The sequence below is a fragment of the Bacteroides fluxus YIT 12057 genome (genome assembly GCF_000195635.1).
Lineage (GTDB): Bacteria > Bacteroidota > Bacteroidia > Bacteroidales > Bacteroidaceae > Bacteroides > Bacteroides fluxus.
The window spans coordinates 102,931-125,643 of the sequence record NZ_GL882689.1; the positions used below are offsets into that span (position 1 = coordinate 102,931).

At 49.1% G+C, this 22,713-nt stretch carries 18 protein-coding genes; all 18 read right to left on the reverse strand.

The features are described from left to right. Window positions 1-247: 247 nt before the first annotated feature. The 18 genes from HMPREF9446_RS14265 to HMPREF9446_RS14350 all read right to left on the reverse strand — a co-directional run bounded on the left by HMPREF9446_RS14265 (window position 248) and on the right by HMPREF9446_RS14350 (window position 22,680). Window positions 248-2,107: a leucine-rich repeat domain-containing protein gene (locus tag HMPREF9446_RS14265; RefSeq protein ID WP_172634256.1), complete on the reverse strand. Its 1,860-nt coding sequence runs from the start codon at window positions 2,105-2,107 to the stop codon at window positions 248-250. A gap of 26 nt (window positions 2,108-2,133) precedes the next feature. Continuing rightward, entirely contained in the window at window positions 2,134-3,849 is a 1,716-nt protein-coding gene (locus HMPREF9446_RS14270; RefSeq protein WP_009126420.1) for a leucine-rich repeat domain-containing protein, read from the reverse strand. A gap of 5 nt (window positions 3,850-3,854) precedes the next feature. Continuing rightward, a complete protein-coding gene (locus HMPREF9446_RS14275) occupies window positions 3,855-6,248 on the reverse strand; it encodes a hypothetical protein (RefSeq protein ID WP_039969692.1) in 2,394 nt (797 codons plus the stop codon). A 21-nt stretch (window positions 6,249-6,269) separates the two neighbouring features. Beyond that, complete coding sequence (locus HMPREF9446_RS14280; RefSeq protein WP_009126422.1) at window positions 6,270-7,118, reverse strand: hypothetical protein; 849 nt, start codon at window positions 7,116-7,118, stop codon at window positions 6,270-6,272. Between the two features lie 24 nt (window positions 7,119-7,142). Then, entirely contained in the window at window positions 7,143-8,138 is a 996-nt protein-coding gene (locus HMPREF9446_RS14285) for a hypothetical protein (protein ID WP_009126423.1), read from the reverse strand. A 13-nt stretch (window positions 8,139-8,151) separates the two neighbouring features. Then, complete coding sequence (locus HMPREF9446_RS14290) at window positions 8,152-9,156, reverse strand: hypothetical protein (RefSeq protein ID WP_009126424.1); 1,005 nt, start codon at window positions 9,154-9,156, stop codon at window positions 8,152-8,154. Between the two features lie 4 nt (window positions 9,157-9,160). Next, a complete protein-coding gene (locus HMPREF9446_RS14295) occupies window positions 9,161-10,297 on the reverse strand; it encodes a hypothetical protein (RefSeq protein WP_039969693.1) in 1,137 nt (378 codons plus the stop codon). A gap of 19 nt (window positions 10,298-10,316) precedes the next feature. Next, complete coding sequence (locus tag HMPREF9446_RS14300; RefSeq protein WP_009126427.1) at window positions 10,317-11,459, reverse strand: transglutaminase domain-containing protein; 1,143 nt, start codon at window positions 11,457-11,459, stop codon at window positions 10,317-10,319. An 8-nt stretch (window positions 11,460-11,467) separates the two neighbouring features. Further along, the gene (locus HMPREF9446_RS14305) at window positions 11,468-12,250 is read right to left on the reverse strand and encodes a hypothetical protein (protein WP_009126428.1); all 783 of its coding nucleotides are present in this window, start codon (window positions 12,248-12,250) and stop codon (window positions 11,468-11,470) included. A 20-nt stretch (window positions 12,251-12,270) separates the two neighbouring features. Continuing rightward, window positions 12,271-13,251, reverse strand: a complete 981-nt coding sequence (locus tag HMPREF9446_RS14310) for a hypothetical protein (protein ID WP_039969749.1) — start codon at window positions 13,249-13,251, stop codon at window positions 12,271-12,273. Between the two features lie 25 nt (window positions 13,252-13,276). Further along, entirely contained in the window at window positions 13,277-14,065 is a 789-nt protein-coding gene (locus HMPREF9446_RS14315) for a hypothetical protein (protein WP_148345832.1), read from the reverse strand. A 540-nt stretch (window positions 14,066-14,605) separates the two neighbouring features. Then, complete coding sequence (locus tag HMPREF9446_RS14320) at window positions 14,606-15,055, reverse strand: GatB/YqeY domain-containing protein (protein WP_009126431.1); 450 nt, start codon at window positions 15,053-15,055, stop codon at window positions 14,606-14,608. A 91-nt stretch (window positions 15,056-15,146) separates the two neighbouring features. Beyond that, entirely contained in the window at window positions 15,147-16,460 is a 1,314-nt protein-coding gene (ftsZ, locus tag HMPREF9446_RS14325) for a cell division protein FtsZ (protein ID WP_009126432.1), read from the reverse strand. Window positions 16,461-16,547: 87 nt separating this feature from the next. Next, entirely contained in the window at window positions 16,548-17,975 is a 1,428-nt protein-coding gene (ftsA, locus tag HMPREF9446_RS14330) for a cell division protein FtsA (RefSeq protein ID WP_009126433.1), read from the reverse strand. Window positions 17,976-18,081: 106 nt separating this feature from the next. Then, a complete protein-coding gene (locus HMPREF9446_RS14335) occupies window positions 18,082-18,822 on the reverse strand; it encodes a cell division protein FtsQ/DivIB (protein WP_009126434.1) in 741 nt (246 codons plus the stop codon). After that, a complete protein-coding gene (gene murC / locus HMPREF9446_RS14340) occupies window positions 18,815-20,188 on the reverse strand; it encodes a UDP-N-acetylmuramate--L-alanine ligase (RefSeq protein ID WP_009126435.1) in 1,374 nt (457 codons plus the stop codon). The genes HMPREF9446_RS14335 and murC overlap by 8 nt, the downstream gene beginning before the upstream one ends. 1 nt (window position 20,189) lies before the next feature. Further along, window positions 20,190-21,338, reverse strand: a complete 1,149-nt coding sequence (murG, locus tag HMPREF9446_RS14345; protein WP_050797309.1) for an undecaprenyldiphospho-muramoylpentapeptide beta-N-acetylglucosaminyltransferase — start codon at window positions 21,336-21,338, stop codon at window positions 20,190-20,192. 31 nt (window positions 21,339-21,369) lie between these two features. Then, the gene (locus tag HMPREF9446_RS14350; protein WP_009126437.1) at window positions 21,370-22,680 is read right to left on the reverse strand and encodes an FtsW/RodA/SpoVE family cell cycle protein; all 1,311 of its coding nucleotides are present in this window, start codon (window positions 22,678-22,680) and stop codon (window positions 21,370-21,372) included. Window positions 22,681-22,713: the final 33 nt, after the last annotated feature.

Consider the following 22,713-nt stretch of genomic DNA (forward strand, 5'->3'; position numbering starts at 1 on the left):
CAGTGAATACGTGTTGCAGTGGCGCTGCAAAGTATATACAGTGATACTGCAAAGTATATGCAGTGGCACTGCAACATATATGCAGTGATACTGTTATATATGTGCAGTAATGCCGTCGTAAGTATGGGGCGGCATTGTGAAATGTATGCGGTGGCACGGCGTGATATACGGGGTTGTGAAATGAAAAGAGAGGGCGCCGTTACCGTGCCCTCTCTCTTGTGATGATCTGTTGTCCTGTTTTTTTTCTCTACATGTCGCCGATGGCGGGAATGCCGGTCGTGTTCTTTTGCGAGACGCTGCGCGTGTTGGCCGAACGGGTATCGATGGCATAGGCCGAGCGGGTGGGAGTGCCGGGCTTGGGCTTCACGTAGGCTTCAAAGCAGTAAACATCTTGAGAGGCTGTATTGGTGAAGACACTGCCTTCGTATTGGCCTCCTTCTGCCCACCAGTTGCGGTTCAGTACATAGATTTCATCGTTCGCCGCTACACGGCGGTAGGTCGGTTGCAGGTAGTAGTCGGGACCCTCGTCCGGAAGCAGTTCCTGGGGAGTGGCTTCAATTTCTGCATCCGTTGCCTTAAAGGTGACGGTGCCGGATATGTTGTATTCATCTATATAGATGTCCGGGTTATAGGGCATGGCGATGATGTAGGGGGTATTCGGCTCGATGGAGGTTACGTCGGTAAATCCTTCTTGGGTCAGACGGCGCAGCCAGAAGGGCTTGGCGCCCTCAATGTCACTTCCGAAAGGTGCCAACCGGCCTTTTTCGGCGTGCGAGATGTGGGTGGGCGTAAAAGGTAGCGCCAGGGTACGCCATCCGGATGAGACATTCTGGTATGTCCATTGTGTATCGAAGTGAATGTCCACTGAAATGCTTTTTGCCTTGAAGGCTTGGGGGCAAGCGAATATATTCTCGCTGCCTCTCCAACTGGAAATGTCGTATTTCAGTTCGATGGACTTGGCTACTCCATCTATGATTACGTTGACCCAGTTGGGGCCCCAATAGGGTACGCTGTTGTTCTTGGTCTGCAGGTATAGGAAGCAGTTCTCGTTTACTCCCTGGGGGTCGCCTACTTCTGCTTCGGAGTTCCAGAAAACTCCTGTGAGGTTGCTGCAATAGTCGAACAGGGAACCTTCTGTTTGGGTAACGGTTTCCGGTATGGTCAGTGTCCGGAGTTGCTTGCAATTTGCAAAAACGCGATTACCCAATGTCGTTACGGATGCGGGAATTTCGATCTTTGCCAGTAGGGTGCCGTTGAAGGCGTATTCTCCTATTTCTTTCAGTGCATCCGGAAGCCGGACGGATGTCAGTCTGGTATTCCCAAATGCCCATGAGCCTATCTTGACTACACCGTCCGGAATCGTTATGCTTTCTAAGGACGGGCAGTTTTCGAATGCGTAAGGCCCTATCTCTTTCAAGGTTGACGGAAGGTTGACGGTTTTAAGCCGGTGACATTCGCCAAGGTTGGAAATGGAGGTAATGCCTTCTTCGATAGTCAGGGTGGTCAGACCGGAATAAGCGAAGGGTCTGTTCATCGACTTTATATTGCTGGGTAGGCTTATTGCCTCAAGGGAGGTGCATCCCTCGAAGGCATGCCATTCGATACTGTTGATCGCAGCGGGTATTTTGAATTCTTTCAGGGAAGTCATGCCTGCAAACATTTGATAGCCTATTGTCTTTTCACTCAAGTAATTGTTTACGTTTACTTCTACGGTATATCCGTCAGGATTAACGTACGAACAAGTGAAAGAGTAGTGGGAATGCTCATTGTGGCTTTTTACTACGGCACCGGTCATGTCCAGGCTTTGCAGTGCGGTCAGTGTGTGCAGGAACTCCACGTCTATGGCATTGAATGTGCCGGATATGGTCAGCTTCTGTACCGTCGGTGCGGCGTCTCCCAACGCCTCGGCCAGTTTGGCTTCCAGCCTGTCGGTATCGGTCAGTGTCACATGGGCAGTCACCGGTTCGGTAGCCCTTGAGTCGGTGCTGCTCGACTGTGTCCCTCCGTTCAGCAGTTCCAGGCTTTCATCGCTTCCCGTACAGCTTGCCCATTGCAGGCCGGTGGCTATGGCCAGGAAGTAGATCCATTTTGTATATTTCTGTTTCATAATCATCATTCTTTGTTTTTATGTCGTTACATATCGCCTATGGCAGGAATGCCGGTCGTGTTCTTTTGAGCGGCACTTCGTGTTTTAGGAGAGCGGGTGTCTATTTCGTACAAAGCGCGGGTGGAGCTGCCGTTCTTGTCCTTGACGTATGCTTCGTAGGCATACACATGGGTGGAACTACGGGCGAATACGCTGCCCAGCTCATGGTTACGGATGCTGTAGTCGTAGTTCAAGGCATACACCATGCCGCCTCTTTTCACAAATTGATAGGTGGGCTGAAGAAGATAGTCCGGTCCTTCATCGGCGGGTAATTCATCCGGAGTCACTGCGATTTCTACGTTCTCTCCCGTGAAGGTGACGTTTCCGCTGATGTTGTACTCGTCCAGATAGACGCCGGGATTGTAGGGCATGGCGATGATGTAAGGCTTGTCGGCCTCGATGGATGTTGCGTCCACGAAACCGTCCGCTGTAAGCTTACGCAGCCAGAAGGGTTTGGCGCCTTCCACGTCGCTGCCAAAAGGAGCCAATGCGCCTTTCTCTTCCGAAGTGATGGAGCTTACCTTGAACGGCAGTGTGAGGGTGCGCCATCCGGAAGCCTTTCCTTCGTAAGTCCATCTGTCGAGGAACGTCATGGTCAGGCTGATGCTTTTGGCGGTGAAGGCGATGGGACAGGAAAACTTCTTGGTCGTTTCCCAGGTACTGTTTGAATAAGTCAGCTGGATGCTTTCCGCAATACCGTCCACAATAGTGTTGGGCCAGGAGTTTGCGTCGTAAGTGGCTGCCGTGCCATTGTCGCTGTTGATGTACAGGAGACAATTCTCGGTGGGACGGAATCCGGGTACGGCTATGGTTGTATTCCAAGCAAGCATCCGGAGATTCTCGCAGCCATCTACCGGTGAACCGTCTGTTTGGGATACGGTTTTCGGTATGGTCAGTGTCTGGAGCTGTTTGCAGCTGTTGAAGACTCCATAGCCCAGTCGTGTACAGGATGCCGGAATTACGATTTCTGTCAGTCCGGATTCGGCAAACGCCTGTGATTCGATATATTCTACACCTTCCGGAATTGTAAGGCTCTTTAAAGAGGCACTGCCTCGGAATGCTTCACTGCCGATTTCCTTTAAGGTGGATGGCAGATGCACAGTGGTAAGCGTGCGGCAATTGTTGAAACCGGAGATGCGGGTTACGCCTTCGGGCACAGTGATGGTGGTTACGGGAGAGCCGTGGCATATATTATAAAAGGCAAAAGATGTAATGGTCGAAGGTATTTCTATTTCCTTCAAAGCCGGCATGCCGGCAAACATATAGTTGCCTATTCCATTATCTGACAAGTGTTCCGATACATTGACTTCTTGGATGTTGCCGTAACTGTCTTCATAAGAGTAGCTGAAGGTATAGTAGGGGCGGTCGTAGTCCCACTTTGTCTCTGCGTCTGTCATTTCCAGTTTCTCCAAGGCGGTCAGTGTGTGCAGGCATTCCACGTCCCTGGCATTGAACGGTCCCGCAATGCTCAGCACCTGGACATTGGGTTTATTGCTGCCCAATTTTTCGCTTAACTTTGCGTCCAGCGTGCCCGCTTCGGTCAAGGTAATGTCGGCCGTCACCGTCTCGACCGTGCGGGAGTCGGTGTCTTGCGGAGCGGCATTCAGCCGCTCCAACTCTTCCTGTCCTCCTGCGCAGGCATATAGCAATAGGCTACATGCGCTTGCCAGAAGAACGTTCCATATTGTATTGTTCTGTTTCATGATTATTATTTTTGATCGGGTGAAACATTGTCGCCTTGTCCGGGAATACGTTTAGTGGTGAATTCCCATCTGCCGATATAGTTGTCTTTGCCGTCAATGGTGACATAAACCCACAGGTTATACGTTTTCCCTCCTGTCAGTCCTTCGATGGTGCCGCTGAATTTCCTTTCGGCATCTATGTTGGTGCATTTCAGTTTGCCGGTCGCTTCCTCCGGCCCGGTTTCAGAATTGTCCGACCAAACGAATCCATATTCAGCGTTGCTCAGGTCCACCTCGCTATGGACTGTGGCTTGGACTTCGCACTTGGTGTCTGTGGGGGTATTGCTAGTACTTATGGATAGGTTTTGCGTGTTCATCCAATACGTACCGTTATAGCAAACAATCTTCTCGTCTCCTATCTGAACAATGGCGTAGGCTCTTACTTTATAGGATGCATTGAAGGACAAATCTTTTATTTCCAGTGTATAGCTGCTTTCGGAGGCCGGGGTTACGGCTTCTTCCACTTTCAGGTCATCCACTGTCGGGTCCGAGGTGCTTTCAGTGCTGATGGCGCAAAAACCTCTTGCCACGATGGTGCCGTCTGCGCCCGGTGTTATTGCCGTGGTTACTTTCAGAGAGTTCAGTGCACTTTCATTCTTCATCTCACCGAACGAAGGACGGTCGAAGTCCGGAGTATAGAAGTTGTTCCAGCCGGAGTAGGCAATCTCGGTTCTTCCCCCTAACTCGCACTTGGCATAGGCGCGTACATAATAGTTGGTCTGGTATTTAAGCCCTGTTACGGTGGTGATGAAACCCGCGTCCGAGGTAATCGCTTTGTCGCAATTCTCCAATGTGACTTCCGAGAACTGGGTACTCAGGACAAACCCGCGTTCCGTGATGTTGGTATTTCCCGGATTGGGCATCTTGCCAACCAGTTCTGCGGAGTTGAACGTCAGCTTGTCGGAACTTGTTTCTATTTCGAGTGAAGGCAGGTTGAATCCCTCTGTCCAAAGCTGTGTATAGCCATTGGTATAGCCTGTTTCCGTCAAGTCGCCCGACTTATAGATGGCGTATGCGCGTATGTAGTAGCTGCTGGCCATTTCCAGTCCTTCGATGGTCGCTACAATCTGGTTTTCTCCGTTGGTCACGGCTTTGTAGGTACCGGCTGTCTTGGCATCTTCGATAGACAGTTCCCCTTGGCTTCTGCTCCAGATGAAACCTTTCTCTACCAGTGCGTTCGCGTCATAGTTCTGGATGGATGCTTTTACGGTCATCGTAGTTGCCGTACAGCTGTAGTCCAGAGAATTGTCGGCTTTATAGGTAAACTCTATCATAGGTCTGTCCAGCCTTTTGGTCGTGATTTCGCGTGTTGCCCCATAGGCGATTCTTTCTTCACCGCCAACGGTGTTTTTGGCGTACGCCCGGATGTAGTAATGTGTATCCTGCAGCAGGTCCGTAATTTCTTCGATGTACGAGTACTTTTCTCCACTGACATTTATGCCCTCTTTGGGGTGAACGAATTTGGAGTCGCTGTTGTAGGTGGGAAGAGCGTTTGTCTTGCTGTAAACGAATCCGCATTCGTCAATGGCGCCGTTGGAACCGACCGCGGAATTGATGGTGCCTGTCATCTTTACGGAAGTGATTTTGATGTCCCCTTCGTCAATCACGCCTGTCTCGATGTTGGCGGACAACAAAGCGGCGGTTTTCTGTTTGAGGATCGTACCATATCCTTCGATGCTGCCGGTAGAGGCGTCTTTGTCGGCGGCATTCTTGGCGTAGGCACGGAAATCATATTCTGTATCGGGCTCCAGGTCGGTCAGCTCGATGGTGTATTGGTCATCTTCCGTGATTTTTTCGCTGGCGACAGGGATGAATGTCTTGGCGTCGCTTTTCTTATAGCTGACACCGCACTCTATCAGGACCTCGTTCCCGTAATCTTCCACGTAGAACTTGAAACGGGCATATCTCTCGCCGATGGAATCGGTTACCAGTTCACTCAGCTGCGGGCCGGACATTGAGGTGGTGTTGAAGGGGCGTTCCTCGCTATAGACAGTCGTGGCGCCCGTGGTGGCATACATGCGATAGTAATAGAAGGTGCTGGGGGATAACCCTTTTACCTGGATGGTCAATGAAGTGCCTGCCCCCGATTCCAGCATCGACACTTGGGTGGTCTGGTCGGTCGGGAAGTCTTTGGAAGTAGAGTATTCGAAACCGAAATCTTTCAGTTTGTCTGTCTCGCCGGAAATGGAACCGGAAAAGACGGCTGAGGTACGGAGGGCATTACTTACTTCCTCTATCGTAAGTTTGGGTGCCATATTGTCGGGAATATCCTCGTTGGTGCAAGAGAATGTTGAGCAAATGAGCCATCCTGCCGCAAAAAAGGGAAGCAGGTTCTGTGTGATGTATTTCTTGATTTTCATATCTGATAGCATAATAGTTGTTTAAAACATGATACCTATACCTACGGTAGCTTCCCAATACTTGAAGCTGTTGCTTTGGATGCCTGCCGTGAAGGCTACGCTCTTGGCGCGCAATACGCAACCGAGGTCAACTTCCACGCCGCTGTAGCTGAGGTCGTTGCATTCGGCCCACAGTTTGTCGGCGGTTTCCCATGCCAGTTTACGGTATCCCCAACCGGCACCCCCATACAGGTAGAAGGGCTTGGCCAGACGCAGCATCATGCCGGTGGTGATGGCCAGGCGGCTGCTTTTCTTTTCACCGGTAAACCAGAAAGCTTCCCCATCGGGTGAATTGCCGCCCTTGTCGCATTCGGTGTCGGTGGAGAGTGACTTGAAGTCGTATTTGGCTTTTAGGTACCAGCCGGTTTTTTTCACGACACCAATCATCAGACCATAGGAGAGGTCGCTGCCTACACCCACGACGGGGGTCAGCAAGGTACGCAGCCTGTTGGCGTCCGATTCAATGAATTTTAGGGTCATCTTATATACCACCTGTTTCTCCAATTTCTGCGTGAACTCGTAGCGGAGCGAGCCGAACTTGTCGCTTTTGATGGTAATGTTGCGTGAGCCTTGTGTCATGTAAACAATGGCCTCACCCGTCTTGTAGATGACATCACCGATGATATTGCCCTCAAAGGTGTATTCTTTTACATCGGCAACGGAAATGCGCACGATGGCGCAGGGATCGTCATTCAAGTCAAGGCGTTCTTGTGTGCGGGCCATCAGGTCACGGTCCATACGTTGGAAAGCGGTTACTTTGACGTCTTGTGCATGGCAAAGGCCGCACAAGAGGAGTAGGACTCCCAAGAGAAAAAAGCGTTGTTTTTTCATAATGAATTAGTTATAAATGATTGATTAAATGTCGAAGTCGTCCACGCTGAAGATTTCGTCTTCGGGCATGGTAACGTCACCGATCTTGTCCGGTTGCCAGGTGCGTACATGGATCTGAGGTGCGTCGGGATTGGTGAAGTCCCACAGCAGGAAAAGATAGCCTTCGTCGCTGTAATGGTCGGAACTGTAGCCCTGCTTGAGGGTGACGCCGTAAAAATTGGGCTTGGCGGGATGGCGCATTACTTTAATATCGTCAAACAGCACGTTGATGCGTTTGTTTGCCCGGAAAATCCGCTCCAGTTTGGTGAGGTATTCCTTTTTGGTCTGTTTGCTGTAAACTACTTTTTTGTTGTTGATGCTCATGCGGTTGACATCGGACTTTACGGTGGTGATGACCTTACCGGTGATGATAAGCGCATCGTCACTGAATATCTGTTGGAGGAAATTGATGTCTTTCAGGTTGTAGGAGTTGCGGAAGCGTTCCACGTATTCCAGAATGAGCTGTCGTTGCACGAAGTCTTCAACGGCGGCTGCGCTGCCCATCACTTTGATGTAGAGACTGGCGTCAATGGCCAGATGAAAACCGGTGACGGTACCTTGCGGGCTGACGGTGAATACGCCTTCCTGGTATTTCTTCCAGGATACATCCTTGCTTTCACCCTCTACGGGCATCATGATGAGCGGGATGTTGCGTAGTTGATAGTCGCCGCCGGAGTTTTTGCCGGCACTCTCCACGACTTCTGTTTCAGCGCAGCGGAAAGGACAGTCTTTCCAAAGTTTCAGCAAGTCACCTTTCGCCTCGGGAGTGATGGCGATGTTTTCCAGCTGGAGAGGGCGATGGTTGCCTTGGGCATTGTTGAACTCTGTCAGCAGGGCGGATAGTGACCGGCTGATTGCTTCACGTGCATTCGTGTCGGAAATTTCAGTGGCAAAGAATTCGGTGGTGTACTGGGCGGAACCGGGTACAGCCATGAGCAAGGCAAAGACAAGTACCGACAGGCGGATGAATATAGGTTTCATATCGTTTTTAATTTTAGTATTCTTGTACGAAAATGGCAGAATGTTTTCCGCCTTTATAATTGTTCAGATGGTCCGGTTGGCCGGTCACGTAGTTGGTGCGGCTGTCGCTGCCCGGGCTTAACAGGGAAACTACTTTTTGGGTAGCTTTGTCAATAATGATAATGTAACATTTTTCCGGGCTTTGCATCGTGCGCATACTGCCGTATATCAAGGTGTGATTCTGCTTTTCTGTGTTCAGATAGCGGATAAGCCCGTTTATGGAACTCTGGGCAAGCATTGCCTTTGCTCTGGCGGGAGTCTCTACGGCAGGTGCGGGAGGAGTAGTCGGCTGCATGACGACAGGGTCGGCCGGTTGTACTACCGGTTGGGGAACAACGGGTGTCTCCTCTTTTTGTGGCTGCGGCTGTTCCTCTTTCGGCTTTTCCTCTTTGGACAGTTCTTCCTGCGGTTGAGTGGAAGTCGTTTCCTGCACCGGTTCAATAGGGGCGGGTACTACTGAATCTTTGGGTTGTGTAGCATGGGTAACCTCTATGGGCACTGAATCGGTGACAACCGGATCAGTGGCAACACTATCCGCTGTAGCTGTTTTTTCCATATATTTCTCTACATCACCTTCTTTCGGCTTCTTGGGGCCTAATCCTATGGCATCCTTCATGATGTAGGAAAACACTCGGAACAAGTCTCCTTTCTTCACTACGATATTCTGGCATTTATCGTCGATGACATCCCAGATTTCCTGTACATCTTTTTTGCTCATCTTCATGCGTTTGGCAAAAATTTCAATAACGTGTGCCTGTAGCATGTCCCGAGATTTCTGGTGGGCGGCCGAGAGGGCTTCTTCATCATCCGAAGCCATTTCCATGATGTCGGCGTAAACGGCCTGTTCGCTTCTTTTGATTTGATTGATTTCTTTCTTTTTGGCCGTCTCTTCATCAACAGGGACGAGGGCGTTCTGGGCTGTGGCCTGGACGCAGCAGCACAGCAGCAGGATACTTAGATATAACTTATATTGTTTCATGTTCTTATTGATTATTATCTATTATAGACGCAATATTGTGGATAGGCACATAGCTGAACATCTTCAGTTTGACCTGTTTCCCTTTTATCTCCGGGATGACGGACTTGTCCAGTGTAAAGGTGAGTATATGCTGGTATCCCAGTTCCGGATTGACGGCCATCCATGCACCGTATATCCGGTCTTTCTCTATTTTCCGGATGGCTGTGTAGAGGGAGCATTTTTGGGAACGGAGATAGCTCGTCAAGCGGCTTAAAGGTATTTCGTAGATGTGGCTTTTGTTGCCATACAGGCTTTGGCTGATTTCCACTGTTGCGCCATAGTCTATTCCGGAATTGAAGAGATTGCAGACGGATTCTATCGGACGGTCCTGTGAGAAGACAGGTTGATAAGCATCGCCTTCTTTCGTATAATAGGAGGTGGAAACAATGTTCTCCATCATGTAATAGTCATCGTTTGCCGTGTAGATGCCTGGCTCTTTTTCCCGGAAATCCGTTGCGGCGGGTTGGGGGACGGAAGTGCTTTTGTGGGTAAGCAGGCTCATATAGACGGCATTTTCTGCTTCCGGCTTCGTATATCCGGTGATGAGTTCGTAGCGGGCAGGGAACTCTATGGATAATATCGTACGGTTTCCGTCCATACACAGTAATTTATAGCGGTTGCCGGCATTGCTGAGAAGGAAGGAAAGGCGGTTGGAAAAGGCTGCGATGATGTTTTGCAGATCCTTGCGCAACTTGCCGGTCATGGGGATGTCAGAAGAGAGTTTTATACGCTCCATCTGTAACCGCTGGAGGGCATCGGCGTCGGTCTGGGTGAGTAATAGTTCCAACATGTAGCGTTCCACGAAATGGAAGATGGGGGTATGCTGTTTTTCTACCATGTCGGGGGCGAAAAGTTTGAGTCCGATATGGTCTATCTCTTTCGTTTCGGATTGGTGCACGAAAAGGGAAGCCGGGGAACCGAGAATCTTCACGGGGATGTCGCCGGACTGTTCGATGGCTACTCCGCAGGAGGCGGACAATTGACCGGCTATATCCTGCAACAGTTTGCTGGTATAGCGGGGCTGTCCGCTCAGCGGCAAAGAAAGGCTGATGCCTGTGAACAGGCATAGGCAGACAAGCTTGGGGGAGATGATTTTCTTCATGCTATATAATAAGGTGTATTTATCTGTCTTTGAAAAAGGATTTCCGTTTCGAAGCCGATGCCTTGTAATAGGCGTTTACAAACTCTTTCTGTTTTTCGGTGCGGGCCATGATTAGCTTGACGGATTCCATCAGGTTGCGGATGGCCGTATCGTATTCTTCAGGAGCATGGGCCAGCTCCAGCAAGTAATTGTAGGCGGCTGTATTGGCTCGGTTCGAAGCGTCAAGCAGTTCGTTGACTTCCTTTTCTTCTTTTTCCGGCTGGAACTTGGCCTGGCGATAATGCACGAACTCATTGTAGAGGTCAGCGGCTTGGTTGAAAGACTTGATGGCTTTTTTATAAATATCGTAAATCTCTTGCCCTTTATAGACTTGGATATTGGACTGCGTCAGTTGCAGGAAGTAGTCAACCAGTGGATTGGGAGTGCCATTGGCTTTTATCCTCCGGTTCACATCGATTTGCTGCTGCACTTTCGTCAAACGGGTATAGGCTCGGATAGTGTCATTGTAATTGATGGCTTTCTCTGTCGAGGCGGGGGGCAGAGAACTACTCTTGTCATATAGGTGGAACGGATAAGGGCGGTCTATCAATTGCCATATCGGATCGAACGGCATATGGTTCTGGAGCATCCGGATAGGAGTGACCTGGCAGTAGTTCATGTTGGGATTACTGGTGAACTGGTTGTTGGCGATGGAGCCCATACCGAACGTTACATCGTATAAAAACCATTGCCCGTTTACCTTGGCGCAACACCAGGCGTGAGGATCGGTCATTAATGTACCCTCAGCCTTTACATACCCCTCGACCACAAAAGCGGGGATGTCCAGCATGTCGGCGACGGTCTTGAACACCAAGGCGAAGTTACGGCATACGCCGCTGCGGGTTTTCAACGTGTTGCGCACATCCTTTTCTTCGCTGTATATATCGTTGCGTGATTCGAAGGTGGTATATACATTATATTTCATGTTTGCGGTCATCCACCGGTAGAGTGCCGACAGCTTGGCGTCTTCTCCTTTATGGTGCAGGCTGATATAAAACGCAAGGGAATCGGCAGAGTAGGTGTATGCAGGGGGGATTTCCGTAGATGTCCCTGCGGTTTGCCCGTATGCAGTCCATACGGATAGGCTTAAAAGCAGTAGCGTATATCTTATAAGACGGTTCATCGTTGTAGTTATTTAAAGGTTTTCATCCAGATGATGGCGTGTCCCCGGTATTTTTTGACAACTTCCATCTCTTTGGTCTTCAAGTTCATGCGTTCTCCTTTACCTTTGTCCAGAACGGCTATCAGTTTGCTGTCCTTGATGATGATCAAGTAGGCTTGCTCCGGTGAGGTGAGTGTGGCGATACGTCCATATACCAAACGTCCGTCATCCTGCATGGCATCCAGATAAAGCATTACATTGGTGTAGGTATCGAGCGCCAGTAAGGCACTTACGTCTTGGTTCAGCGGCTCTTCCAGATCTTCTTCTGATAGGTCGAAGTCGTCCAAGTTGATAAGAGGAGGCTCCGGGGCGGGCTGGACAGCAGCGGCTGTGGTGTCGCTGACTGTGGACGGGACGGTTTCTGCTGCCGTTTGCTTGGTGGCGGCAGTGATGGCAAGATCACCGGCGGGAACGTTGTTTTTCAACAGATATGTGAAAGCCTTGTGCTGGGTCAGATTTTTATATTCCAGCGTCTGGCAGGTGCCCTTTGTGGCATTCCAGGCAGTTTCAGCTGCTTCACTGCTTTTCCCTTGGCCGGTCTGCAAGGCAACGAAGCGCTCGTGTAGTTGCTCCATAGCCGCTTTCCGGGCATCTTCCGGACTTGTGAGGCTGACCGACTCGGCAAAGACAAATTCTTCGCCCAGTTTTATATATCTGATTTTTTCCTTTATGGCTGCATTGGGATTATCTTGCGCCCATGCAGAAAAGGTCATTTGCATTGCTATCAGCAAAAGGTATGCGAAACGTTTCATTGCTTTTAGTGATTTTCGTGTTACAGAATGTCGAAATCATCGCAGGTAAATACGTCTTCCTCCGGTAGTTTGGTGGTGGTACTAAGCATTTCGGGTTGCCAGGTACGTACATGGATTTGCGGGGCTTCCGCATTGGTAAAGTCCCACAGCAGGAAGAGATAGCCTACGTCGCTGTAGCTATCGGATGAATAGCCTTGCTTCAAGGTAACTCCATAGAAACCTTCCTTGGCGGGATGTCTCATGACCTTTATGTCATCAAACATGACATGGATGCGTTTGTTGTTTTTGAAAATGTGCCCTAATTTGGTGAGGTATTGCCTTTTATCTTGCTTGATGTATTTAACTTTCTCTTGAGGCATGAATTTGTTCATCTCGGAGGGGACGGACTTGATTACCTTTCCTGTGATAATCAGCGCATCGTCACTGTAAATCTGTTCTAAAAAGTCCATGTCCTTGGTGTTGTAGGCAGTACGGAACTGTTCTACATAATCCAGTATCATCTGGCGGTAGCGCAAGTCGGTGACATCCCATCCTTTCTTTAAAATCTTTACATACAGATTGGTGGAGATGGCAATGTGAAAATCGACAATGACTCCCTGTGTGTTGAAAGAGATGACGGCTTCCTGATATTCGTCTTTTTCGCCCACTCCTTTGGTGAACAAGGGAATGTTGCGCACCTGGTACCGGTTGTCCGGAGTGGTAAGGCAGCGTTCTACAATCTCGGTATCGCCGCAGCGGTAGGTGTTTCCTGCCCACATGGCGTCCAACGTTTTGCGGGCTGCCTGGGCTATTTGTATTCCTGTATAGTCCAATGAGGTCTGGGCTGCATCGGCGTTGTTCATTGCTGTAAGTAGCTTGCTGATGTTCTGCTGCACTTTCTCTTGCAATGCCTCATCCGGCAGGTCTGTCAGGTATAGTTCCGTCTTGAATTGTGCTTTCGCTATGACGGAAAGCCCTAAAAATAGGAGCATGATTACGGTTCTTGTACAATTCCTGTTCATATCTTTATGTGTTATATTGTTTGCTTTATCGTTGGTTTTCAAAAAAGATAGATTCTATGTTGTGAACCGGGGCGAAGGTGTATAAGTCTGTCTTTATTTTATATGCTTCGGGACGATTCAGTATTCTTGGATCTACTTCGAACGACATTGTGTGGCTGTAACCTTGTGCCTGGTTCAGTAAAATGGCGGTACCTTTTATTGAAGATGCCCCGGCTGATTCTATTCCGGCAAATACCTTGCATCCGTTTGCCCTGCAGAATTCCAGTAGTTTGTGCAATGGTATGGAAAAGTCTATTTTCTTTTGCCCATAAAGTCGCAGGGTGACGTTGGCCTCAATGCGGTTGTCTGCTTGCATGGTGAATAAGTTCTGGACGGAGCGTCCGGCCTGCAAGGTATCTGCCAGTTGCAGGTAGTTTCCGTTCTGTAATGTGTAGTAGCGGTTGGTGTTCATAGCCTCTATCTGGTATGTTTCGCCTTTTTGCAGGTAGCAGTTTTCGCCGATTTTTTCTAAGGTGCGTGCATCTACAGTATCCTCGATGCATGGTGCTCCCGGGAAGGATGTCAGCGAGGTATAGAAGAATTGTTCACTCTCTTTTTTATTCATTCCCGACAAGAGTTGGTGGTTTGCCGGAAAGTGTATCTTGAATACTTTGTTCTCGTCGTCTGCATAAGCCATAGTGTAGTTGTTTCCGGTCATGTCTATGGTGAATGATGAATTTCTGTTTAGTGCGGAAACGGCCTCTGCCAACTGTTTCCGGAGGTGCTGCTTCCGGGTCTTGTTCCCGAAAAGAATCTGTACTTTATCCTCGTTCATCTGGCGCAGAATGATTGAGTCTTCTTTCAGCAAGTATAGATTTAACAAATAATATTCAATAAAATTGTAAGCAGGTGAAGGATGTTTGTCTATTGTTTTGTTTGGAAATAGTTTGAACCCGATGTGAAGAATTTTTTTTGAGGCATTTTTCCTGATAATGATTGCCATCTTGTCGATTTCAGCTTCTGTGGAATTTTCACAATCTATTTGATAATCTGTGTATAATATTTCTGCAATACTTTTAACTTTTTCACCGATGCACTGCTGCGGTGAGTATTCCTGGGCATGAATGCTTCCGTATAAGAGTAATGACAGAATCAGTGAAACAGTGTTTTTTATAGTATATATATTGTTCATTCTTTTGTTAGCAGTTTCTTTATTGAATTGTAAATATATATCTATATGTCTTATGGTAGTGTGTTTTTTTGCTTAATTTTAATTATATTTCACATATCATTCTGCTATAACAAAAAACGTACTTCTGTTATCCCATCTTTAAGAGATAACGGAAGTACGTATTATACGAAAGATCGGGGGAGGTTATCCCAGCAGCTCTTTTACCTTGGCTGAGATGACGCGTCCTTCGGCAAGTCCCGCCAGTTTCTTGCTGGCCACACCCATCACTTTTCCCATGTCTTTGGCACCGGCAGCGCCAGTTTCGGCAATAATCTCCTTTAAGGCAGCTTCCAGTTCTTCCGGAGTCATCTGCTTGGGCAGATAGACTTCCATCACTTTCACCTGTGCCAATTCTGCGTCCGCTAAGTCCTGGCGGCCCTGTTGCACGTAGATTTCTGCTGCATCTTTGCCTTGCTTGGTCAGTTTCTGGACGATTTTGATGGCATCGGCATCGCTTAGGGTATCGTTGGCACCCGGAGCAGTCTTGGCTTCCAGAAATACCTTCTTTATATTTCTTAAAGTATCGAGAGCCACTTTGTCTTTGGCTTTCATTGCGGTTTTAATGTCTTCGCTGACTCTTTCAAATAAATCCATCTTGATATCTGCTATTTTATTGTTTATAATTTACTGTTTGTTACTTGCGGTTACGTTCTCCGATTCTGACCGACTGTGCTGCACATGTGCGTCAGAAAGTGATTATTCCTCCCTCTCCGGTTCCGTCCCCCTGGGCTTCTTCGGTAGCAAGTATGCCTTCCTGTTCGGCCTTGTTCTTGATAGTGTTCAGTGTGCCTTTGTCACGTGAATAGGTCGGAGTGTTCTCTACCATGCTGATGATGTCGGCATTGTCCAGGTCTTCGGGATTGAAGATATAGATGTGGCGGCGACGGCTGCGCTGGTATTTGATATTGGCGTCTTTGCCGTAATATACTTCGCGGCGGTTGCGCTTTTGTTCTTCTTCCTCTTCAAGTTCGGCAAGGCGTTGTTGCTCTTCGGCGGTCTGCATGGCAATGCGTTCATCCATTTCCTTGATGTGGATGTCTTGGATGCCGAAGCCGGTGGCAAGAAGGGTGATTTTCACTCTTTGTTCCAGTTCCGGATCTTCGGCCATACCGAATTTGGTTTCGAAGTCGCGGTTGAAACGGTTCATGAATTCCTTCACCTCGTCCATTTCACTCATCATCAGTTCATGGTCGGGGCTGTAGGAGATGTTGAGCAATACCTTTTTGGAATTGAATATATCGTTGTTGTTGAGCAACGGTGAATGCTGTGCGTTCTTGATGGCCTCGCTGACGCGGCTCTCGCCTTCACCGTAGCCGGTACTCATGATGGCCACACCACCGTCTTTCATTACCGTTTTCACATCGTTGAAGTCGAGGTTGATGATGCCCCGCATGGTGATGATTTCGGCGATACTTTTGGCGGCAATCAGCAGGGTATCGTTGGCTTTGGCAAATGCACTGGTAACGGAGAGATCCGGGTAAATTTCACCTAACTTCTCGTTGTTGATGACCAACAACGCATCGACGTGCTTGCTGATTTCTTCGACACCGTCCAGCGCCTGGTCTATCTTCTTGTCTCCCTCCCAACGGAAAGGAATGGTAACGATGCCGACGGTCAGTATGTCCATATCTTTGGCAATTCGGGCAATGGTGGGGGCTGCACCGGTACCTGTTCCACCGCCCATACCGGCAGTGATGAACACCATCTTGGTGCCGTCGTTCAACATGTCCTGCACCTCATTGATACTTTCCTCGGTGGCTTCTTTGGCTTTATTGGGGCGGTTGCCGGCTCCCAGTCCTTCGTGCCCCAATTGCAGCTTCACCGGAACCGGAGATTCTTCCAGTGCCTTACGGTCTGTATTGCAAACCACGAAAGCAACGTCATGTATGCCTTCCCGGTACATGTGGTTCACGGCATTGCCGCCACCTCCGCCTACACCGATTACTTTGATGATCTTCGGCGAATCAGTCGGGAAATCGAATTGTACTATATCTTCCATAATTCTGAATTCTGAACTATGAATTATGAATTGCTATGCAGTATGATGTGCGGCCAATTCAAAATTCAAAATTTATAATTAAATCAATTATTTCATGTCATCGTCCGAGAAGATCTCCTTGGAGAATTTGTCGAAAGTTCTTTCAAACCAACTTGGTCCCTCTCTTTTCTTCCGTTTCTTTTCTTCCTTTTCGCGTTGCTCTCTTTCTTTACGTTCACGTTCCTTACGTTCTTTCTCTTCCTTCTCGCGCAGGGCTTTGGCGGCACGGGCGGCAGCCTCCTGTTCTATCAGGGTAGCGTCGTTCTCAAACATGTTCTTGGGTTCGGTAGCTGCGGCAGGCTGTTGCGCAGGTTTGGCAGTTTCCTGCAGGCAGCAGTTCTCGTTTCCTGCGGCCAACAGGCCGAGCAGCGTGTTCTGCATACCGTCTTTCTTCAATGTATCGGTGTAACCGTGGATGGTATTGTGGACAAACTTCACGGTCTTTATCTTTTCCACCTTGCTGAGTTTGCGGAAAGCCTCCTCAAGGTTCTTCAAGTTGGAACCTCCTCCGGTAAATACGACACCGGAGAATAGCTTGTCCTCGTAGCCCGAAAGTTGCAGTTGGTTCCAGACGTTGGCAAGGATTTCTTCGGCACGCGCGCCGATGATGTTGTTCAGCAGGGACAATTCGATGGTACGGCCATCGTCCAGAGTGCATACGGCAGGTGCTTCAGTATCTTCCTCTTCTTCGTAGAGAGCATTGCCGTATTGCAGTTTCAGCTTTTCAGCGTCTTCTTCCTCCATCTGCAGGGAAGTGATGTCGTGGGTGATGGTGCTTCCACCCAACGGAAGTACGCTGAGGTAGCGGAGGATATTGTTCTTATAGACGGCAATGGTAGTCGTGTCTGCGCCCAGATCGACAAGCGCACAACCCGAGCGCATTTCGTTTTCCGTCAATACGGCATGTGCCAGAATGACGGGGGCGATGAGCAGGTCGGCAATTTCCACTTTCGCCTGCTCGAAGCTGTGCTCCAGGTTTTTCTTGAGGGAAGCGCGGGCTACGATGTTCAGAAATTGTCCGGTGATGTGCTTGCCTGCCACACCTACGGGGTCTGCTTGCAGGTTGTTGTCTATCTTGTATTCTTGCGGGGCTACATCCAGTACACTCATGTCCGCCAAGGGGACTTCAAGATTCTCGTCACAGATGGAGTCTATCAGCTCCTGTGAGATGATTCCTTCTTCTTCCAGTGTGCGGCTTACCGCATTCCGGACAGTGCGCAAGGATTGTCCGCCGATGCCTACGTATACTTTGGCAATGGAGTTGTTCAGCTGACCTTCCAGCTTGTTGATGATGGAAGTCAGTGCCTGTGCTGTCTTGTCGATGTTGTAGATGGCACCCTTGTGGATAAACGAGGATGCGTCTTCACGTGCATAAGCCAACACTTGCATGCTTCCGTCACTGTTCTTCTTTCCTGCGATACCGGAAATCTTGGAAGAGCTCAACTCGATAGCGGCGATGAAATCTGTTGTTGCCATATCTTTCTTCTAATTATGTTTTTTCATTTACAATTTATCATTTACAATGTGCGGTTTGTCTGCGTTGTCACGTCGCATGGTTAAATTGTACATTGCAAATAGTACATTACTGCTCCCTTTTAGTACAGATAATCTGATTACCGAATTCAACACTGATACGGGAGTATTTGTTCCAGCCAACTTGGTTCAATCCTTTTTCATAGAATATTTTTACGCGGTGGAGCTTCTTTTCAAAACCATCCAGTTTACCGAGGTAGATAAGATGGTCACCTACTCGCGGCACCAGTTCTACATTCTTGCCGGGCAAGACGTGGATCTGCTCGATTTGTGCATTCCAGAAAGGATTCTTCTGCAAAAATACACCAAACTTATATAAATCCCTCATGGCAAATGACTTTTCTACATTTCCGGTCACTATGGCAAGGTGTGCGACGCACTTTGCGTCGGGAGGCATGACGGTACCTTTGTTGTCCAGATAGTAGTTTTCCCCATTGGCGCTCATTACACGCAGGATGGGGATGCGCTGGGTCATTTCGATGCAAAGTTTGCCGCTGGGTGTCTTGTAGCATTCCACGCGGTCGATGAGCGGATGTTTGGCAAGTTCACGCTCCAGTGTCTTGGTGTGGATGCGGTCTAAATTCTTTCCTACAGGACTGATACCTTTCTTGTCCAGCAGGGTCGCTACTTCCTTTTTCGTAATGAAACCGGCATAGACCGTATCTTTTATAATCAACTCGATGTCACGGCATGTCTGGGCGGCGGACTTTCGGTTGAAAGTCGTGATTGCCATTGTCAGATAGGCTATGATGAGCAATAAGACGATAGAAAGTAGAATCCTTTTAAACATATAGCAGTTCGGTGATTTGAGGTGCATAGTTGTCCAGGTCACCGGCTCCCAGCACAATCAGTACTTCGATGGATTTGCCGGAAAGCAGTTTCAGGATATTTTCTTTCCGGCAGATGCACTTTTCGGTTTCCGGATGCAGATGGTCGTAAATCAATTCGCTGCTCACGCCGGGAATCGGTTGTTCGCGTGCAGGATAGATTTCCGTAAGAATCACTTCATCAGCCAGGGAAAGACTGTCGGCAAAATCCTTGTAGAAGTCGCGCGTGCGGGTGTAGAGGTGGGGTTGGAAGATAGCGGTAATCTTCTTGTCCCGGTACAGTTCGCGGATGGACTTCAAACTTTGGGCTATTTCGGCGGGATGATGGGCATAGTCGCTGAGGAAAACCACTTTGTCAGTCTTCAGCTTGAAGTCGAAACGGCGGTTCACGCCACGGAAACTTGCCATGGCTTGCTTGATTTCTTCATCTGTGGCACCGCTGAGATGGGCGAGTGCCATGGCAGCCACGCCGTTTTCGATGTTGATGCTGACGGGTACCCCCAGCCGGATGTCATTGATACGGGTATCCGGGGCGATAAAGTCTATGAAGATTTCACCGTTGCCGATACGGATATTCTCGGCATGGAAATCTCCTTCATTGCGGGAGTAGGTATAGATTGTCACGCCCGGCTGTACATCAGGTTGCAATTCCAGCCCTTTGTGAAGAATCAGGGCGCCGCCCGGCTGGATAAGTGTTGTATAATGGCGGAAGCTTTCCAGATAGGCTTCTTTGGTGCCGTATATATCCAGATGATCGGGGTCAGTGGCTGTGATGACGCTTATCCAGGGAGACAGCCAGTGGAAAGAACGGTCAAATTCGTCTGCCTCGATTACGGTGTAGGGACTTTCTTGAGAGAGCAACAGGTTTGTACCGTAGTTCTTTGCAATGCCTCCGAGAAAAGCGGTGCATCCCACATGGGACTGATGCAGGAGGTGGGCGGCCATGGTACTGGTAGTTGTCTTGCCGTGTGTGCCGGCCACGCAGAGTCCTTTGCTGTTGTGGGTGATGATGCCCAATACTTGTGAGCGTTTGTATATCTCAAAACCCTTTTCACGGAAATAAGCCAGTTCGGCATGTTCCTGGGGAACGGCGGGTGTATAGACCACTAAGGTAGTGGCCTGCTCTTTACAGATTTCCGGAATAAGGCTGATGTTTTCCTCGTAGTGTATTTGTGCACCTTCCGTTATCAGGCGTTCGGTCAGCTCGCTCGGGGTGCGGTCATAGCCGGCCACTACTTTTCCCTTGGATAGGAAGTAGCGTATCAAGGCGCTCATGCCGATGCCTCCGGCACCGACGAAATAAACGGATTGGATGGATTCTATATTCATTTTATTCTTTATTGTCAATTAGTTTAAGTACTTCTTTTGCAATGACGGCAGCCGAGTCGGGCAGTGCCAGTCTGGCTATATTTTCACTTAGGCTTTTCAGTTTCCCGGCATCGGCTATCGTAGCCAAGGCTGTAGGCAGCAGTTTTTCCCGGGCTTCCGCATCTTTCACATAGATAGCGGCATCCTTATTCACGAGTGCCAGCGCATTCTTGGTCTGATGGTCTTCTGCCACGTTGGGCGAAGGTACCAGAATTACCGGTTTGTGCAGCAGGCAGAATTCCGAGATGGAGCCTGCGCCTGCCCGCGAGATAACCAGGTCGGCGGCAGCGTAGGCATTGGCCATATCTTTGATGAAGTCCGTCACATACAGGTTGGGGATGGCATTGACATGCGGATGTCTGACCGGTTCCCCCGTAGCGGTTGTGATGGCTTCTCTGATTTGCTCTATGTAAATCTTCCCCGTTTGCCAGATAAACTGTATGTCGGGGTTGGCACGGATGATTTCTAGTCCGGCTGTCAATGTCTGGTTGATGGTACGTGCCCCGAGGCTTCCACCCAATATGAGGATGGTCTTCTTTGCAGGATTCAGACCGAAGAAACCTACAGATTCTTCATGGGAGGCGGAATGTCCGAGCAGGTTCTGGCGTACTGGGTTGCCGGTCATGATGATTTTTTCTGCCGGGAAGAACTTTTCCATTCCTTCGTAAGCCACACAAATCTTGCGTGCTTTCCGGGCAAGCAGTTTGTTGGTGACTCCCGCGTATGAATTCTGCTCTTGTATCAGTGTCGGAATTCCCATCATTCCTGCCGTTTTCAACGTAGGTCCACTGGCATAACCGCCTACGCCTACCGCTACTTGCGGGCGGAATTTTTTAATGATACTGCGTGCTTTCCATTGGCTGCGCAGCAACTTCAGCAGCACGGCGAAGTTTTTCCATAAATGCTTGCGGTCAAATCCGGCTACGGGTAAACCGATGATGTTGTAGCCGGCATCCGGTACGCGTTGCATTTCCATTCTTCCCTCGGCTCCGACGAAAAGAATTTCTGCATCGGGACACAGTTCTTTTATGGCGTTGGCGATGGAGACTGCCGGGAAGATATGTCCTCCGGTACCTCCTCCGCTGATGATTATGCGTGGCTTGTTGTCCATCTGTCTTTTATTTTTAGATTCTGTTCTTGGTCTATTCAAACTCTGCATCGCTGTTCAGCACTTTTGCCGTAGGTTCGGCAGCGGTCTGTGCGTCGCTGTTGGCAGGCTGTCCGGTGCTTTCGTCTGTACTTATCAGTATCGGTACTTGGGCATCGTGCATTTTCTGTTCTTCCAGTTTTGCTGTATAGCGGCTTACACTTAATATCATGCCGATATAGGCACAGTTGATGAATGTGGATGTCCCTCCTTTGCTTATCAGTGGCAACGGCTGTCCGGTGACGGGTGCCAGACCTACGGCTACCATCATGTTGAACAGTGCCTGCGTGACGAGCAACAAGGTGATTCCTATAATAAGGAAGGCGGGGAAGGTACGGTCACACTTCTTTGCAATACGTCCTACGCGTACCAGCAGGCAGATGTAAAGGAATACCACGACAATTCCTCCTACCAATCCCAGTTCCTCGATGATAATGGCGTAGATGAAGTCGGAAAAGGCCTGGCTCAGAAAGTCACGCTGTACCGAGTTGCCCGGTCCTTTACCCACTACGTTGCTGGTGGCAACGGCAATGCGGGCATGCGCTACCTGGGCATCCCCGTCAATATCGAATTTGGCGGCAGGAATTTCCTGCTTGTTGGTGAAGTCCGAAATGCGGGACTTTACGGTAGTGAAACGGTGTCCCATCGGAATCTTCTCAAGGGTATCGTTCGGCGTTGCCAGCAGGAATGTGACAAATACAATGACGAACGCCAGGATTCCTCCTCCCAGTATAAGCAGCTTTTTGGCGGAAACCCGTCCGATGCACATCATCAGATAAACAGTACCGAAGAGAAGCATTCCTGTAGAATAGTTTTCCGGCAAGATCAGTCCGCAGACTATACAGGTGATGATCATGATGCGCTTGAATGCTTTCGGGCTGGCTCCGTCTTCATCCTGCCCTTTAGAGAGGATAAAGGCGGTAACAATCACAACGGCCATCTTCGCTATCTCCGAGGGCTGGAATTGGATGCCCATGAACGTCATCCAGCGTGCGGCGCCGTTGACACGGTCACCGGTGATAACTCCCATCAGCATGACGAAGGCAAGCAACCCGATGGAGAGGGGTAGCAGGAATACCGGGAACACTTGAAACCATTTATAAGGTATGTTGTGCACCAATACCACAATGACGGCACCCACCATCAGGAGGATGCTGTGCTGTGTAATCGGTCCCCAGTGGTCCCCGCTCTTATAGGTCAGTGTACTGGCAGCACTGAACACCTCCGTTATGGAGATGAGACAGAGGAACAGGAAGATAATCCAGATAACCTTGTCGCCTTTGAATATGCTCTTTAATAAATCCAATGCTTCGTGAATTAATAATTAATAATAAAACAT

What these genes read in the sequence shown, in the direction of transcription:
- HMPREF9446_RS14300 (WP_009126427.1), bottom strand. Translation starts at nt 11,459, where the DNA reads ATGAACCGTCTTATAAGATATACGCTACTGCTTTTAAGCCTATCCGTA.
- murG (WP_050797309.1), bottom strand. Translation starts at nt 21,338, where the DNA reads ATGGACAACAAGCCACGCATAATCATCAGCGGAGGAGGTACCGGAGGA.
- HMPREF9446_RS14310 (WP_039969749.1), bottom strand. Translation starts at nt 13,251, where the DNA reads ATGAACAGGAATTGTACAAGAACCGTAATCATGCTCCTATTTTTAGGG.
- ftsA (WP_009126433.1), bottom strand. Translation starts at nt 17,975, where the DNA reads ATGGCAACAACAGATTTCATCGCCGCTATCGAGTTGAGCTCTTCCAAG.
- HMPREF9446_RS14320 (WP_009126431.1), bottom strand. Translation starts at nt 15,055, where the DNA reads ATGGATTTATTTGAAAGAGTCAGCGAAGACATTAAAACCGCAATGAAA.
- HMPREF9446_RS14265 (WP_172634256.1), bottom strand. Translation starts at nt 2,107, where the DNA reads ATGAAACAGAAATATACAAAATGGATCTACTTCCTGGCCATAGCCACC.
- HMPREF9446_RS14290 (WP_009126424.1), bottom strand. Translation starts at nt 9,156, where the DNA reads ATGAAACAATATAAGTTATATCTAAGTATCCTGCTGCTGTGCTGCTGC.
- HMPREF9446_RS14285 (WP_009126423.1), bottom strand. Translation starts at nt 8,138, where the DNA reads ATGAAACCTATATTCATCCGCCTGTCGGTACTTGTCTTTGCCTTGCTC.
- ftsZ (WP_009126432.1), bottom strand. Translation starts at nt 16,460, where the DNA reads ATGGAAGATATAGTACAATTCGATTTCCCGACTGATTCGCCGAAGATC.
- murC (WP_009126435.1), bottom strand. Translation starts at nt 20,188, where the DNA reads ATGAATATAGAATCCATCCAATCCGTTTATTTCGTCGGTGCCGGAGGC.
- HMPREF9446_RS14315 (WP_148345832.1), bottom strand. Translation starts at nt 14,065, where the DNA reads ATGAACGAGGATAAAGTACAGATTCTTTTCGGGAACAAGACCCGGAAG.
- HMPREF9446_RS14295 (WP_039969693.1), bottom strand. Translation starts at nt 10,297, where the DNA reads ATGAAGAAAATCATCTCCCCCAAGCTTGTCTGCCTATGCCTGTTCACA.
- HMPREF9446_RS14280 (WP_009126422.1), bottom strand. Translation starts at nt 7,118, where the DNA reads ATGAAAAAACAACGCTTTTTTCTCTTGGGAGTCCTACTCCTCTTGTGC.
- HMPREF9446_RS14305 (WP_009126428.1), bottom strand. Translation starts at nt 12,250, where the DNA reads ATGAAACGTTTCGCATACCTTTTGCTGATAGCAATGCAAATGACCTTT.
- HMPREF9446_RS14270 (WP_009126420.1), bottom strand. Translation starts at nt 3,849, where the DNA reads ATGAAACAGAACAATACAATATGGAACGTTCTTCTGGCAAGCGCATGT.
- HMPREF9446_RS14335 (WP_009126434.1), bottom strand. Translation starts at nt 18,822, where the DNA reads ATGTTTAAAAGGATTCTACTTTCTATCGTCTTATTGCTCATCATAGCC.
- HMPREF9446_RS14275 (WP_039969692.1), bottom strand. Translation starts at nt 6,248, where the DNA reads ATGAAAATCAAGAAATACATCACACAGAACCTGCTTCCCTTTTTTGCG.